The organism is Winogradskyella litorisediminis, assembly GCF_042675765.1.
GTDB classification, from domain to species: Bacteria; Bacteroidota; Bacteroidia; order Flavobacteriales; family Flavobacteriaceae; genus Winogradskyella; species Winogradskyella litorisediminis.
In genome coordinates, this window is the sequence record NZ_JBHTJL010000009.1 from 854,663 (window position 1) to 870,870 (window position 16,208).

Sequence of the window (16,208 nt, forward strand, 5' to 3'; positions counted from 1 at the left end):
AGTTCTTTTTGTTTAAACGGAAAGTTATTTAATCAATCATATCAAACCCAACGTAAGGTTTTAATACTTCAGGGACTTTTATGCCATTTTCAGTTTGATAATTCTCTAAAATACTAGCTAAAATACGTGGTAAAGCTAGAGAACTTCCGTTTAGTGTGTGTGCTAATTCGTTTTTACCATCACTATTTTTAAAACGTAATTTTAAGCGGTTAGACTGAAACGTTTCAAAATTAGAAACCGAAGACACTTCTAACCATTGCTCTTGAGCTGCAGAAAATACTTCAAAATCATATGTCAATGCCGATGCAAAAGTTAAGTCGCCACCGCAAAGTCTTAGTATTCGGTATGGTAATTCAAGTTCCTTCAAAATATCCTCGACATGAGAAACCATTCCGTCTAGAGCATCGTAAGATTTTGTTGGATGTTCCACTCTAATAATCTCAACCTTATCAAATTGATGCAAACGGTTAAGACCACGAACGTGCGCGCCATAACTTCCTGCTTCACGTCTAAAACACGGCGTGTAACCTGTGATGCTAATTGGCAAATCACTTTCGTTGAGAATTACATCTCTAAAAATATTGGTTCCAGGAACTTCTGCTGTTGGTATCAAATACAAGTCGTCTGCCGTTATATGATACATCTGACCTTCTTTGTCAGGCAATTGTCCTGTACCAATTCCCGATGCTTCGTTAACAACGTGCGGTAGCTGATATTCGGTATAACCAGCATCTGTATTTTTATCTAAAAAATAGGCAATTAAGGCACGTTGTAAGCGCGCACCTTTTCCTTTATAAACAGGAAAACCTGCACCAGCGATTTTAGTTCCAAGCTCAAAATCTATGATATCGTATTTTTTGGCTAGCTCCCAATGCGGTAAAGCACCATCGTGAAGCTGAGGTATTTCACCTTCTCGGAAAGTTTCTAAATTATCTTCATCAGAATTTCCTTCTGGTACAATGCTGTTAGGAACGTTAGGAATTTTATAAAGCGTCTGCTGTAAAAGTGCGGCTTTTTCATTGAGGTCTTGCTCAAGCGTTTTAATAGTTTCTTTAAGGTCAGTCGTTTGTTCTTTTAAAGAGTTTGCTTTTTCAGTTTGACCAGATTTAAATAAATTTCCAATTTCTTTGGACATGGAATTCATCTCAGCTTTTGTCGTATCTAATTGCGTTTGCAATTGACGACGCTGCTCATCGAAATTAAGAACATCATCAATCATGGGTTTAGCATCTAAATTTCTGATAGCTAAACGTTTAATAATGTCTTCGCTGTTTTCTCTAATGTAAGAAACTTGTAACATGTCTAAAAGTTTAGTGCACAAATGATGTGCGTAATTGTAAAGCGTAAAAGTAATAAGTTTTTATGGCTACAAAAATAAAAACAATCCTATTTTGAAGGTAAAATCCAGTCGTTGTGCGTAAAGTAATTCCACTCTGCAGTTGCCATATCTACTTCAGGGTTAATAAAACGTTTGCTCGGTTTGCCATTAACGCTGACGTAATTTGTCACAAAAATGGAAACGGATTTATTTTCAGCTTCAAATTGTTGTTTTAAACGTTGGGAAAATTGCCAAATAAAATCGGGTTTTGTGCTCAGGCTTCGTTGTTGTTTTGGTGTGAGATAATCGTTAAGGTTAATCGGAATAATGGTGTTAGTTTCATTATCAACGACTCTAAAATTAATGCTTCCGCTTTTGGCGCGAAGCATCATTCGCCATGAAAGCCGATGACCTTCTTCCGTCCAAAGCACATCATCTTGTATAAAATAGTGACGTAATGGTAATACAATTTGAATGATAAAATATAAGCTGAAAACACCGAGTAGAATTTTATGATTTTTAGGTGTTTTGACTTCATCTTGAGTATAAAATTCTTTACGTTTTAAGAATATGTTTCTGATTGTTTTCGGTTCAAAAAAGAATAATGAGAATGCTAACGATAAAAACGGGAAAATACCTATATGAAACACACAAGCATTAAATATGTGAAAAAATATAGAGCCAAAAAAGGCGAACTTTCGGGTTGGTTTGAATAAGAGAAGTGGAATTATGAGTCCGTCGAATAAAATTCCCGCGTAAGCGATAAAATAATGCAGATATTCATTTTGAAGGAAATCGCCAATTATCGGAAAATGTGACTTGCCTTGCATTAATAATTTTACTGCCGAAGCATCTAACCAATCTGGATACAATTTTGCCAAAGATGCATACGTGTAAACAATAAATAGTTGCAAGATGATGAGCCAACGACACCAATTAGGCATTGAAATTTTTTTGAGATTTGGATTGAATTTTACATCTAGGGACGCATACCTATTGGCTGGTAAAATGACCATGATAAACGTTAAAATCATTAATAAATAATAATGATTGTTATAGGATGATTTTTGCATTAAATACGTTGCACTCCACATTAAAGCAAAAGCTAATACGCTAAATCTGTATTTGTAGCCTACCATAATTAAGAGTCCGAAAATACCCATAACAATATAGTATGTATACATCCAATTACCTGGAAGAGGTTGTAAAAAGTCGAAGCCAATAAAGTTGAAGGTAAATTTTGGTTCTATTAACGTTCGTTTTATCCATCCCGTAAAAATAGCACCAACAGATTCTAAAAAACAAAGCAGCCCAAAAATGATTCTGAAAACTATTAGAGCAGAGTTGTCTATATGTTTAAAAAGGAAATTATGCATTTAGTTTAGCGACATAATTTAAAGCTTTGACTTTGTCTTTTTTAAGTTGAAGTTTGAGCGCCTCAATATTTTCAAATTTGTGTTCGTCTCGTAATCGGTGTAGCATCTCTATAACGATTTGATGACCGTAGATGTTTTTTTCGAAATTGAAAAAATGTACTTCTATTGACCTTGGCTTGTTTTTTATGGTTGGGTTAGAGCCAATATTCATCATTCCAAATATTACTTTATCATCAATTTTAGCCTTAACAACATAAACTCCATCTTTTGGTATGAGTTTATAATCTTCTTCAATATAAAGATTTGCTGTAGGAAAATCTATAGTTTTACCAATACTATGTCCTCTTACCACTTTGCCGGTTAATATATAGTTATATCCCAAATAACTATTTGCTAAAGCTATATTACCTTCATTCAAAGCAGTTCTTATTTTAGTGGAGCTAACAGTAACTTCAGCTATATCTTTTGCTGAGATTTCTTCGATTTCAAAATTAAATATTTTAGCAAACCTTTGTAAGTCATTGATATTTGCGCTTCGATTTTTACCAAAATGATGGTCGTAACCTATAACAACGACTTTAGCGTTAAGCTCATCTACTATAATATTTTTTACATAATCATGTGCTGAAAGATTTGCAAATTCTTTTGTAAAGGTCTTTACGCAAATGAGGTCAATACCAAATTTTTCTAATAATATCCGTCTTTCAGAAATTGTATTTAAAAGTTTAATGGATTTGTCTTGTTGCAGCACCATTCTAGGATGTGGAAAAAAAGTTAAAACACTAGGTATCAATTGCTTTTGATTGGATATGTCTTTTAGGCGTTTTAAAATTTTTTGGTGGCCAATATGCACACCGTCAAAAGTTCCAATTGTTAAAGTTTTAGCGAAATGACCGATATTTAATGACATTCAGAGAAATATTCAAATTTTGTTAAGGAAATGTAAAAAAAAAGTATATTTTTGATGCTAATTTAATAAACCGCTCTTTAAATAAAGCTCCTTAGCTTCTTTATTTAATGAGAAATAAAAAATTCTGTTTTTTATTGGCCTTAATTTAGTGTTGTCTAATGAAAAGCAAATAATACATTAATTAAACTCACTTCAAATGAAAAAAAATTTTTACTTTTTAGTAGTTGCTTTTTTCTTGATTTCATTCTCTCTTGTTGCTCAGGAGAGGAACTGTTATTCTCATGAATATTTACAGGACCAAATTCAAGAAAATCCTGAACTACAAAACAGGCTAGATCAGCTAGAAAACTTTACGCAGCAAAGTATTGCGAATGGGAACTTCCAAAGAAATGGAGATATTATTTATGTCCCTGTGGTTGTTCATGTAGTTTGGAATTCTGCAAATCCTGTAGAAAACATCAGTGATGCTCAAATTGAATCTCAAGTAGATGTTATCTATAAAGATTTTAGAGCTCTTAATGATGAATTTGCTGATATACAAGCAAACCAGTGGCCACAAGCTGCCGACACGCAAATAGAGTTTTATTTGGCTCAAATCGATCCAGACGGAAACCCTACAAACGGAATTACGAGAAATGAAACAAATGTTGCCGCATGGGGAACAAACGATGATATTAAATTTTCGTCTGCTGGAGGAACTGATGCATGGGATCCAACACGTTATTTCAATTTCTGGGTAGGTAACATTGGAGGAGGAATCCTTGGTTATGCGACTTTCCCTACTAGTGCTGGTGACCCTAACGATGGAATTGTAATGAGTCCTGAGTATTTTGGTTCATCAGATTATGAAGCTGCTGCAGGAGAAACTTTTTTCTTAAGTCCACCATATGATTTAGGTAGAACAACGACTCACGAAATTGGTCACTATTTAAACCTTCGTCACATATGGGGCGACGGCGGATGTGGTGTTGATGATTTTGTTGCTGATACTCCAGAATCCGATGGGTCTAACTTTGGATGCGCTACTGGATCAATGTCTTGTGGTACTGTTGACATGGTGGAAAATTACATGGATTACAGTGATGATGGTTGTATGGGACTCTTTACTCAAGGACAAATTGATAGAATGAGAGCTGTATTTGATGCAGGTGGACCACGAGAAGTTTTAAATCAGCCACCTTTCCCATTTTTAGTAAGTTTTGATACTGACAGCCGTGATACAGATATCTGTACTGACGAAACAGCTGTTTTAAACTTGACTTACAGTCTTGTTGACCCGACATTTACTAGTCCAGTTACTTTTACAGCTTCTGGTTTACCTGCTGGAGCAACTCCAACATTTAGCCCAACATCTGTTACTGCTGATGGTACTCCGTTTACTTTAACTATTTCAAATTTAAATGGAGCACCCGTAGATACCTATTCAATTGTTGTTGAAGCAACAGACGGAAACGATGTTGTGCCTACTGGAACACCATTAAATGTGTTTGATGATAATTTTGTAGCATTAACCGCTGTTCAGCCTACAAATGGTGCAGCTGATATAAATCCTTCAGCTGAAATTATTTGGAGTGAAGATGATAACGCTGCTGCTTATGAATTAGATATAGCTACTGATGCTGGATTTACAAGTATTGTAGAATCATCTGTTGTAGTAGATAGAGCTTCTTATGAGCCAACTCTTTTAGTAAATGAAACCGAATATTTTTGGAGAGTTCGTTCTGTAAATAATTGTGGCGAAGGTACTTTTAGTGTATCTAATTTTACAACTGGTAACATTGAATGTGCTTCTACAGCATCATCAGGCGACCAAAACGGTGTTGCAATTCCTGACGGTTTAGGAGGATTCTTCGGAGCTGAAAATGGACCTCCAGGAAATTCTACAATTTCTGTAACCGATGCTATTGCTGTTTCAGATGTAAATGTTACAGTAAATATTACACATTCTTGGGTTTCAGATTTAACACTCATTTTAACGTCTCCTTCTGGTACAGAAGTTGAATTAGCAAATGCTGTAGGTGGAAGTGATGATAACTTTACGGGAACTATATTTGATAGTGACGCCACTACGCCTATTGCTTCTGGAACTGCACCTTTTACAGGTGAATTTATACCATCCGGAGATTTGTCTGTTTTAAATGGTGAAGTTTCTGGTGGTATTTGGACTTTAACAGTTTTAGATGGATTTGGTGGAGACATAGGAACAATTGTAAACTGGGAAATAGAAATATGTGGTGTTCCACTTCCAGATGCTGATGGTGATGGCATTGGAGATCCAGTTGATAATTGCCCTGATACACCAAATACTGATCAAGCAGATTTAGATAATGATAATATTGGAGACGTTTGTGATGACGATGTTGATGGTGACGGTGTATTAAATTCAGTTGATAATTGTGAATTTACCGCAAACCCTGATCAAGGAGATTTAGATAATAATGGTGTTGGAGAAGCATGTGATTTAATTTGTTCTCTAGGAGTAGCAATGGATTTACCTATTGAAATTTTAGAAACACAAACAGAACCTCAGGTTTATATCTCGGAAATTGAAGTAACAGATAACTTTAATATCTCGGATATTGATGTAACAGTCGATATTGCCCATACATGGACTGGTGATTTAAGACTTATTTTAGTTCATCCAGATCCAAACATACCTTTTGTCATTCTTTCAGAACAAAATGGTGGAAGCTCAGATGACTTTACAGGTACTGTATTTGATGATCAAGCAACGACTCCAATAGCTGATGGCGCAGGTCCTTTTACAGGCTCATTTATTCCAGACCAACCATTATCTAGTTTTAATGATTTACCATCTGCTGGTACGTGGCTATTTGTAGCTGTTGATTTTGCAAATGGAGATGGCGGATTTATAAACTCTGTAGAATTAAATGTTTGCGGATTTAGATTTGCAGACGACTATGACGGAGATGGTGTAACAAACGATGTAGATAATTGTGTACTTACATTTAATCCTGACCAAGCAGATAATGATGAAGATGGTATTGGTGACGAATGTGATGACGATGACGATAATGATGGTGTATTAGACGTCAATGATAATTGCCAGTTTGTAGCAAATGCTGATCAAGCAGATAATGATGATGACGGTTTAGGTGATTTGTGTGACGATGATGACGACAATGATGGTGTTCTTGACGAAGATGACAACTGTCAATTTATAGCGAATCCAAATCAAGGAGATGTAGATAATGATGGAATTGGTGATTTATGTGACGATGTAGCTCCAAATGATATTCTTACTCCAAATGGAGACGGAATTAATGACACCTGGGTTGTACAAAGTATTCAATTATATCCTGGAACAACCGTTAAAGTTTATAACAGATCTGGTAATGAAGTTTTTGCATCAAATAGTTATGGAAACGATTGGGCAGGAACTAATAACGGAAGACAATTGCCAGCTGGTTCTTATTACTATGTCATTGACCAATCTGGTAACGGAGAACGTGTGCAAGATGGTTGGATATTCTTAACATATTAATCGCATATAAATTAAAATAAATGAATACAATGAAATTTTATAAAAACACTTTAAAAGTAGTTGCATTGTTGTTGTTTTGCACTTTATATGCACAACAAGAACCTAACTACGCTTTATACAGATATACTATGAACGCTGTCAACCCAGCTTATGCTGCGGCTGACGGTACAACTAGCCTGACTTCTAATTTTAGGAGTCAGTGGGTAGACGTAGAGGATGCACCTGAAACTCAGACATTCTTTTTTCAAACGCCTTTGACTGAAAATTTAGGTATTGGACTATCTATAGTTAATGATAACGTCTTTGTGGAAAACAGAACGAGTTTTAACGTAGATTTTTCATATAAATTGCAGTTAAACGAATCAACAAATGTTTTTCTAGGATTAAAAGCTGGTGGTAGAACATATAATGTTGACCAAGGCGGTTTTGGAAGGTTTAACTTTAACAACAATCAAGTTGATCCAGCTGTCGCTAATATAGATACTGGTTTTAGACCAAATTTAGGTATAGGTGCTTATTTAGTAAATGACAAATACTTTTTATCACTTTCTGTACCAGGTTTATTATTAAGTGATAGAGTAAATGTAGATAATGGTAGAGTTACAATCGCAAATGAAAAAGCACATTTCTACTTGTCTGGTGGTTATAATTTTGATTTATCAGATAAAGTAGAGTTTAGACCTTCTACTATGATTCGTTACACAAGTGGTAATCCAATTTCTGCAGATTTAACAGCGGCATTTAGATATAACCAACGTTTCGAAGCTGGTGTTATGTATAGTACTGACGCTGCTTGGGCTGGTACAATTATGTTCAATCTTGCTGATTGGATGGACTTTGGTTACGCTTATGGAGGTTCTTCAAGAAGTGAGTTAAACTCTATTAATGACGGAACTCATGAAATATTAGTTCGTTTTAATTTTCCTAAAGCTGAATAAGTTTTTTATTAATTTATAACAAAAAAGCCTCTCAATTGAGAGGCTTTTTTATTTTCCATTATAGTCGTTCATGGTAAGTTTTGGTCCGGCTAATACAAATGACTCTAAAACCTTATGACATTGCATGAGTCTTTCTTTTAAGAATTTGTTTTCCTCTTCGGACCAATGACCTAAAACGTAATCTACTTGCTTCCCTTTTGAAAATTCAGCACTAATACCAAATCGTAGTCTACAATAAGTTGAAGTTCGTAGTTTGTCTTGTATATCCTTTAATCCATTATGTCCGCCATCACTTCCTTTAGTTTTTAATCTTAAAGTACCAAAAGGAAGATTTAAATCATCAGTGATTACAAGAAGATTTTCCAAAGGAATTTTTTCTTTAGTCATCCAATATTTAACAGCCTTGCCACTAAGATTCATAAAAGTGTTTGGTTTTAAAAAAACTAAAGTTCTTCCTTTTATTTTATGGTAAAGAATGTCTCCTAGTTTATCTGTTTTAAAAGAGAGCTCATTATCATTTGCATATGAGTCTAATACTTTAAAGCCAATATTATGTCTTGTTTCTTCATATTTCTCTCCAATATTTCCTAAACCAACGATTAAAAATTTTTTCATAAAATCTTGTTCTTCTTTCTTAAAGAATATTCGTAACCAATTAAACATTGAATTTAAATTTATTCAAAAATAAAAAAAGCATCCCAAAGAATGGAATGCTTATTATTATAGGTTGATATTGCAATAGTTATTCTTTAACCGCTGCTACATCATCAGTTTCAGTTGCTGGTACATCTGCTGCATCATCCTCGTCATCCTCGTCATCATCTGCATCTACTACAGCTAATCTACTTCGTCTTACTTGCATAACAACAGTGTTGTCTGGGTGTAAGAATGTATAATCGTCGTTGTGTAATTCAGTGATGTAAAGTTTACTTCCAATTTTTAATGGTGTAATATCTACTTCAATAAAATCTGGTAATTTTGAAGGTATTGCCTTAACTCTAAGTTTACGGTAAGGCATTCTTAAGTTTCCTCCATTCATAACACCTTTTGAAGAACCTATAGTATGAACAGGAATATCCATTGTTATAGCTTTGTTTTCAAAAATTTGATAGAAATCTACGTGTAAGATTCTGTCAGTTACAGGATGAAACTGAATGTCCTGCATAATTGCATTGTAAGTTTCACCATTATCTAGAGTAATCACAACCGTATGCGCGTCTGGAGTGTATACGAGTTTTGAGAATGCCAGTTCTGGTGCTGAGAAATGCAATGGCTTGTCTCCTCCGTATACTACGCAAGGAACCTGACCAGCATTACGTAAGGCTTTTGTTGACTTTTTGCCTACGCTTTCTCTTTGAGATCCATTAATTGTAATTGATTTCATTTTAAAAGTTTAAATTAAATATTATTAAATTCCTCATTTTGAGGGCTGCAAATGTAATAATATATTATTAAAAATAACGAATCAATTAAAAAAAATACCTCAGTGCCTACATTACAAATTTTGAACTTATAGATTTGTTGTAGTGAACATTTTGCATTACTTCGGCAAATAAATCTGCACAGCTTAGTACTCTCAATTTTTTAGATTCTTGTGTAAGTGGAATCGAATCTGTAACTATCAATTCTTCAAGTTTAGAGTTTTCTAATTTTTCATAGGCGCTTCCAGATAAAATAGGATGTGTACAAATTGCCCTTACACTTAATGCGCCGCGTTCCATCATAAGGTCTGCAGCTTTGGTTAAAGTGCCTGCTGTATCTACCATATCATCTACTAATACAACATTTTTACCAGTTACATCTCCAATCAATTCCATATGCGAAATAACATTAGCTTTAGCCCGTTGTTTATAGCAAATTACAACGTCGCTCGATAAAGCTTTTGAGTATGCATATGCTCGCTTAGAACCACCCATATCTGGAGACGCTATCGTTAAATTGTCTAGATTTAATGATTTTAAGTAAGGTAAAAATATAGTTGAAGCAAAAAGATGATCTACTGGTTTTTCAAAGAAACCTTGAATTTGGTCAGCATGTAAATCCATAGTTATTATTCTTGTTGCACCTGCAGCTTCAAGCATTTTTGCCACTAATTTTGCAGCTATAGGAACTCTAGGCTTGTCTTTTCTATCTTGTCTTGCCCAACCAAAGTAAGGAAGTACAGCAGTAATATGTCTTGCAGATGCTCGTTTCGCAGCATCAATCATTAACAGCATCTCCATAAGATTTTCTGGACCAGGATGAGTAGATCCTATAATAAAAATACGTGTGCCACGTATCGACTCTTCATAGGATGGCTGAAATTCTCCATCACTGTACCGAGATGTAATAACATTACCTAATTTTACACCGTAGGCTTTTGCTATTTGTTCTGCTAGATATCGGCTTTGAGAGCATGTAAAAATTTTAGCTTCTGTAGTTTCGTAAGGCATGTGTTGTGTTGTTAATAGTTGTATAGGTTTGAAATGCTCAAAGTTAGAAAATTATTTTGCTAGCAAGAACAATATCTAAGACAATTTTATTGGTTTACATTGATTAATTTTTTCTATTTTTGCAATCCAATTTTTAATGCTCAAGTGGCGGAATTGGTAGACGCGTCGGATTCAAAATCCGATTTCTTCGGAAGTGTGGGTTCGATTCCCACCTTGAGTACAAAAGGGTCAAATCAAAATACTTTGATTTGACCCTTAAATTTTAACTTCTCAATAATTAAAGAATATTTATCTTAGTAGCAATTAATTAATTTTTTAAAATTTTACATGAGGCTTATCTCAAAATACTTATTAATTGCTTTTTCTTTATTTATTATTGATACTAACGCTCAAGTTTTTGCCGATGTTACCTCTAGCGCTGGTATAGACGCTGTAGAAACGATGTCTGGAACATTTGGTAGCGGAGCTTCCATCGCAGATTTTGATAATGATGGGGATTTAGATTTTTTTGTCGGGACAGAGTTTGGTCTCAACAATAGAATATACGAGAATATTGGAAACGGCCAATTTCAGGAAGTTGCAACCTCTTTAGGTGTAACTTCTACTTTTAGAAATAGAACTGCACTTTGGGTGGATTTTAATGGAGATACGTTATTAGATTTAATAATTGTTGGAGACTGCAGAGATATTGATGCATCTTGCGTTAACAGAGCAGATATTAAGTTGTATAAGCAATTAACATCTGGAAATTTTGAGATTGTTGAAAACTCTGGTCTCGATTTTGGTACAAAATATAATGTAGCCAATGTTACAAAAGATTTTTTGGTAGGAGGAATTTCTGCTGCAGATATAAATAATGACAATTGGTTAGATATACTAGTTACGTTTTGGGATAGAAATCAAATAGGAGCGGAAATGACAATGTTCTTAAACAACGCAGGTCAAGGATTTACAGATATTTCTTCAACTAGTTTTCCTAATCAAAATTCAGTATCGAGATTTCAACCCATATTCAATGATTTTGATAATGACGGTTTTATTGATTTTTATATAAGTATAGATTTTACTGAAAACGAATTATGGAGAAATTTGGGCAATAATCAATTTGAAGAAATTGCTAATGATGTTGGAGCTGATAATGCCTTTAATGAAATGGGATTAACTATTGGAGATTATGACAATGACGGAGATTTTGATTTGTACGCCACTAACATATCTAGGATTGATCCTGGAGACGGCAATATGAGGCATAATATTTTATTAAAAAATAATTTCTCACAAACAAATAATCTAGGTTTTGAAGAAGTTTCAGAATCTTTAGGCGTGGATAGTAGTGCTTGGGATTGGGGAACTACATTTTTTGATGCAAATAACGATGGATGGTTAGATATAGCATCCACAAATGGTTATGACATTGAAGGATGGTTGCCAGACCAATCAAAATTATGGTTAAACGTTGAAGGGCTTTTATTCTCAGATATTTCTGAAGCCTCAAATTTTGACGACCTTCAATATGCAGCAACTCTATTAGCTTTTGACATGGATAGAGATGGAGATTTAGATTTATTACAATCTATGAAAGTTAGAAGTACTTTAAATGCAGATTTGCCAGTTAGATTATATGAAAACGACATAAGCGAATCGACTAATCCTAACAATTATCTAGTCGTAAAACCAAGAATGAATGGTACTAATCATTATGCTATAGGAGCTGTCGTTAAAATTATTTACGATAATGGTAAAACAGGTATGCGCCTCATAACTGCTGGTACAAGTTTTTATGGACAAGAACCTGCAGAAGCTTTTTTTGGTCTTAGCGATAACAATACGATAGACGAGATACGTGTAGAATGGCCTGACAACACTGTGACTGTAGTAACAGATGTAATAGCAAATCAAGTAATAACTATTACAAATGATAATGTTTTAGATGTTAATAATACTGAATTGATTCAATTAAAAACATATCCAAATCCAGCTAGTGATGTCGTTACTGTTGAAGGAAATTCAATAATTAAATTAATAGAAGTTTATAATTTGTTAGGTCAAAAGGTGTTATTTCAAAATACAGATTCTATAAAAATTAAATTCAATATTTCTTCTTTATCAAAAGGAAGTTATTTTCTTAAGGTTAAAGACATAAACTCTAATCTTCAGACTTTTAAAATCCTAAAAAAATAATTGTAATCAACAATGAATGATTTTTTCTTCAATGTAAAATATGGTCTTAATCATGTTTTAGACATCAATGGCTACGATCACGTATTATTTTTAATGGTGTTAGCCGTTCCGTATATATTTAAAGATTGGAAACGTGTTTTACTTTTAGTATCTCTTTTTACGCTTGGTCATACGGTTTCATTAGTGTTAGCAGCATACAACTTTGTGTCAATCAATGGAGCAACTGTAGAATTTTTAATACCAATTACTATACTTATAGCCGCAATTTATAATGTAATAACAGCAGGTAAGATAAAGGCAAATCAAAAAGCATATGTCCTTTTTGTAGCAGCCTTGACTTTTGGTATTATTCATGGTTTAGGTTTTGCTAGAGAGTTTACTATGGTTTTTGGAGATGCTGATAATAAGCCTTTGGCTTTACTAGAGTTTGCCCTTGGGATTGAGTTAGCACAACTCATTATAGTCTTTGTTATTTTATTTTTAGGATTTTTGTGTCAGACCATATTTAAAATAGTCCAGAGAGATTGGATTATAGCTTTATCCTCAGTTGTTGTTGGTTTGGTTATTCCTATTTTAGTAGAAAACAATATCTTCTAATAAATCTAAGTTTGGTAAAACTTTAACGGCAAGCCATTGCTTATAAAATACGAAGCAATTATATTCGTTATTTACAAAACGGTTTCGCATTAATGACACAACATAAAAAGCAATTACGTTACGATAAAGCTTATTTGCGTATGGCTAAAGAATGGGGAAAACTATCGCATTGTAAGCGCAAGCAAGTTGGAGCCATAATTGTTAAAGATCGCATGATTATTTCAGATGGATACAATGGCACGCCTACGGGTTTTGAGAATTATTGTGAGGACGACGAGGGTTACACAAAATGGTATGTTTTACACGCTGAAGCAAATGCTATTTTAAAAGTGGCATCATCCACGCAGTCTTGTAAAGGTGCAACACTGTACATTACACTCTCACCTTGTAAAGAATGCAGCAAACTTATACATCAAGCTGGTTTTGTAAGAGTGGTTTATTCCGAAGCTTACAAAGACGATTCAGGTTTAGATTTTCTTAAAAAAGCAGGTGTCCAAATCGATTTAATTCAACATATAGAAGCATAACATGTCTAAAAAAATTAAAATTTATATTCCATTAATTATAGGCGCAGCCATTGGTATTGGTGTGTTTATTGGCGGAAGATTAAATTTTACAGACACTTCAGATAGATTATTTACAACCAATAGCAAAAAGGACAAACTTAATAGGTTAATAGACTATATTGATTATGAATATGTCGAGGAAGTCAATACCGATAGTATTGTTGATGTTACGGTTAATGGTATTTTAGATAATCTCGACCCACATTCTATTTACATTCCAAAAAAAGATTTAGAACGCGTCACAAATAATATGCGTGGCGATTTTGTTGGCATTGGCATTAATTATTACCCGTACAAAGACACGTTAGCTGTTATTCGACCAACAGAAGGTGGACCAAGTAAACGTGCAGGATTAAAAGGTGGTGATCGTATTTTAATGGCGGATGGCGACACCATTTACGGCGAAAAGTTTAATACAGATATCATTGCCAAAAAACTAAAAGGCAAAAAAGGAACTAAAGTAAGATTGAAGGTATACAGACCATCTACTAAAGAGTTTTTAGATATCGATGTGAAACGTGGAAATATCCCAATTAAAAGTGTAGAAGCCGCATATATGCTGAATAATTTTTTAGGATATATAAAAATGAATCGTTTTGCAGAGTCTAGTTACAAAGAATTCAAATCAGCGTTAGATAAGCTTCAAGATCAAGGTGCAACAAAATTGGTGTTTGATTTAAGAGACAATCCAGGCGGTTTTTTGGGTATTGCAGAGGAAATTGCAGACGAATTTTTAGAAGATGACAAGTTGATTCTTTTTACAAAAAACAAAAAAGGAAAGCGTCAAAATGCTTATGCAACAAGCCGAGGAGATTTTGAAGAAGGTGAAGTTTTTGTACTTATCAATGAGAGTTCTGCATCTGCAAGCGAAGTTGTTGCAGGTGCATTACAAGACAATGATAAAGGCGTAATTGTTGGAAGACGCTCTTACGGAAAAGGTTTGGTACAACGTGAAATGGCTCTAGGCGATGGAAGCGCCGTAAGGTTAACTGTAGCCAGATATTATACACCAACAGGTCGTTCTATACAAAAACCATATGAGAACGGTAAAAACAAGTCTTATTTTAGAGATTACTACAAACGCATGAGTAATGGTGAGCTACTAAATTCTGAAAATATAGAAATTGAAGATTCGTTAAAGTTTACAACACCAAAAGGAAAAGTGGTTTATGGTGGTGGCGGAATAATTCCAGATGTCTTTGTGCCAATTGATAAATCTGTAGAAAACGAAACAATTAATTATTTAAAACGTGCTGGTCATTTTGGCTATTTTGTGTTTGAAGAATTAGATAAAAATAGAGCAATTTACGATGGTGTTTCTAAGCGAGATTTCATAGATAATTTCTCTGTAAGTGACGATATTGTTTTGGCTTTTCAAAAATACGTCAACCGTGTTGAGGGCACTAATATTAACTTTGTTGCATTTAATACGACTATAAAAGTTTTTATCAAAGCAACTTTAGCACGCCAACTTTACGATGATAATGCGTACGAAGAAATCATAAACCGTAATGATATTATGATTGATGAAGTATTGACGCTAAGTGAAGAAGAAAGTTTTTTAGAAGTAACTAATTAAGACACTTTATCGTGCACCTTTGTGTGCTTTCCGTCGTTCCATTCCGTTAAAATATCTGTTGCTACATGAGCACCGCTTCCGCAAGCTATGGCATATTGACTTCGCCAACCTGCTAATGTGCCAGCAACGTAGAGATTTTCTTCAATTTTATGGTTATTATTTTTTAACCAAATTCTGTCCTTTTCTATCGCCGCTTTTGGATGTGTTTCAATGTAATTTTCTAAACCTTTTATGGTTAAAAGATTTGTATATCCAACAGCAATAACAACGGTTTTTGCTTCGTAGTTATTTTTGTTAGTTTCAACTGTAAAACCAGTGTTGTTTTTTGAAATAGATTTTACTTTTTCCTTTTCAATTTGTTGCACATGAGGATATAAATCGTTCAATTGTCTCTTCCCATTTCCTAGCAAATCTTTACCCAAAGTTCCAGGTTTCAATCCTAAAACATTATTAAAAAGCGCATTTTGTAAGTGCGAGGTTTTTTGATGTGTAATAACACCCACAGACTTCTCTGCTGCAAAGACTTTTGGTTTAGCAGAACCCAGTACTAGCGCGCAAGATAAACCTGCAGCACCACCACCAATAATTAAAACATCAAAATCCATTAGTGCTTTTTATCTAATTTTTCAATTTTTTTCGAAATTCTAAATATCTGAAGCAAAACTATTGCACATAGCGCAGCTAAAATGGTTATTATAGCAATTGCACTTTCGCCTTGTAAAAGATTATCAAAATTCAATTTTGTAACGTTAAAAGCTATTAAAGCTATTGCTATGATTGAGGCAATTATGGTAAATATTTTCATA

The 16,208-nt window shown here is 34.1% G+C and carries 14 protein-coding genes and 1 tRNA gene; 7 read left to right on the plus strand and 8 right to left on the minus strand.

Features of this window, described 5'->3' with window-relative positions; genetic code table 11:
• Positions 1–28: 28 nt before the first annotated feature.
• From serS to ACFQ1Q_RS06120, 3 genes are all read right to left on the minus strand, one after another.
• Positions 29–1,300: a serine--tRNA ligase gene (serS, locus tag ACFQ1Q_RS06110; RefSeq protein ID WP_386129014.1), complete on the minus strand. Its 1,272-nt coding sequence runs from the start codon at positions 1,298–1,300 to the stop codon at positions 29–31.
• An 86-nt stretch (positions 1,301–1,386) separates the two neighbouring features.
• On the minus strand, positions 1,387–2,694 hold the full coding sequence (locus tag ACFQ1Q_RS06115; protein ID WP_386129016.1) for an HTTM domain-containing protein: 1,308 nt from the start codon (positions 2,692–2,694) through the stop codon (positions 1,387–1,389).
• Entirely contained in the window at positions 2,687–3,604 is a 918-nt protein-coding gene (locus ACFQ1Q_RS06120) for a bifunctional riboflavin kinase/FAD synthetase (protein WP_386129018.1), read from the minus strand. Before ACFQ1Q_RS06120 ends, ACFQ1Q_RS06115 begins: the two co-directional genes overlap by 8 nt.
• 196 nt (positions 3,605–3,800) lie before the next feature.
• On the opposite strand from ACFQ1Q_RS06120, the gene ACFQ1Q_RS06125 reads away from it, so the two are divergent.
• Positions 3,801–7,109, plus strand: a complete 3,309-nt coding sequence (locus ACFQ1Q_RS06125; protein ID WP_386129020.1) for a thrombospondin type 3 repeat-containing protein — start codon at positions 3,801–3,803, stop codon at positions 7,107–7,109.
• Positions 7,110–7,138: 29 nt separating this feature from the next.
• The gene (locus ACFQ1Q_RS06130) at positions 7,139–8,047 is read left to right on the plus strand and encodes a PorP/SprF family type IX secretion system membrane protein (protein WP_386129022.1); all 909 of its coding nucleotides are present in this window, start codon (positions 7,139–7,141) and stop codon (positions 8,045–8,047) included.
• A gap of 48 nt (positions 8,048–8,095) precedes the next feature.
• Here the strand turns inward: ACFQ1Q_RS06130 and pth are convergent, their stop codons facing one another.
• From pth to ACFQ1Q_RS06145, 3 genes are all read right to left on the minus strand, one after another.
• Positions 8,096–8,662 (minus strand): aminoacyl-tRNA hydrolase, encoded by a 567-nt coding sequence (gene pth / locus ACFQ1Q_RS06135; protein WP_386129024.1) that lies wholly within the window; start codon positions 8,660–8,662, stop codon positions 8,096–8,098.
• Positions 8,663–8,789: 127 nt separating this feature from the next.
• On the minus strand, positions 8,790–9,431 hold the full coding sequence (locus ACFQ1Q_RS06140) for a 50S ribosomal protein L25/general stress protein Ctc (RefSeq protein ID WP_386129026.1): 642 nt from the start codon (positions 9,429–9,431) through the stop codon (positions 8,790–8,792).
• Between the two features lie 106 nt (positions 9,432–9,537).
• On the minus strand, positions 9,538–10,479 hold the full coding sequence (locus ACFQ1Q_RS06145; RefSeq protein WP_386129028.1) for a ribose-phosphate pyrophosphokinase: 942 nt from the start codon (positions 10,477–10,479) through the stop codon (positions 9,538–9,540).
• 138 nt (positions 10,480–10,617) lie between these two features.
• On the opposite strand from ACFQ1Q_RS06145, the gene ACFQ1Q_RS06150 reads away from it, so the two are divergent.
• The 5 genes from ACFQ1Q_RS06150 (at position 10,618) to ACFQ1Q_RS06170 (ending at position 15,402) form a co-directional block, all read left to right on the plus strand.
• Positions 10,618–10,699: transfer RNA gene (locus ACFQ1Q_RS06150), tRNA-Leu, on the plus strand.
• A gap of 107 nt (positions 10,700–10,806) precedes the next feature.
• Complete coding sequence (locus ACFQ1Q_RS06155) at positions 10,807–12,660, plus strand: FG-GAP-like repeat-containing protein (protein ID WP_386129030.1); 1,854 nt, start codon at positions 10,807–10,809, stop codon at positions 12,658–12,660.
• Positions 12,661–12,672: 12 nt separating this feature from the next.
• Positions 12,673–13,257, plus strand: a complete 585-nt coding sequence (locus tag ACFQ1Q_RS06160) for a HupE/UreJ family protein (RefSeq protein ID WP_386129032.1) — start codon at positions 12,673–12,675, stop codon at positions 13,255–13,257.
• 92 nt (positions 13,258–13,349) lie between these two features.
• Complete coding sequence (locus ACFQ1Q_RS06165; RefSeq protein ID WP_386129034.1) at positions 13,350–13,784, plus strand: deoxycytidylate deaminase; 435 nt, start codon at positions 13,350–13,352, stop codon at positions 13,782–13,784.
• A 1-nt stretch (position 13,785) separates the two neighbouring features.
• On the plus strand, positions 13,786–15,402 hold the full coding sequence (locus ACFQ1Q_RS06170; RefSeq protein WP_386129036.1) for a S41 family peptidase: 1,617 nt from the start codon (positions 13,786–13,788) through the stop codon (positions 15,400–15,402).
• Here the strand turns inward: ACFQ1Q_RS06170 and ACFQ1Q_RS06175 are convergent.
• Both ACFQ1Q_RS06175 and ACFQ1Q_RS06180 read right to left on the minus strand, forming a co-directional pair.
• The gene (locus ACFQ1Q_RS06175) at positions 15,399–16,007 is read right to left on the minus strand and encodes an FAD-dependent oxidoreductase (protein WP_386129038.1); all 609 of its coding nucleotides are present in this window, start codon (positions 16,005–16,007) and stop codon (positions 15,399–15,401) included. The genes ACFQ1Q_RS06170 and ACFQ1Q_RS06175 overlap by 4 nt on opposite strands.
• Positions 16,007–16,207 (minus strand): hypothetical protein, encoded by a 201-nt coding sequence (locus ACFQ1Q_RS06180; protein ID WP_386129040.1) that lies wholly within the window; start codon positions 16,205–16,207, stop codon positions 16,007–16,009. Before ACFQ1Q_RS06180 ends, ACFQ1Q_RS06175 begins: the two co-directional genes overlap by 1 nt.
• Position 16,208: the final 1 nt, after the last annotated feature.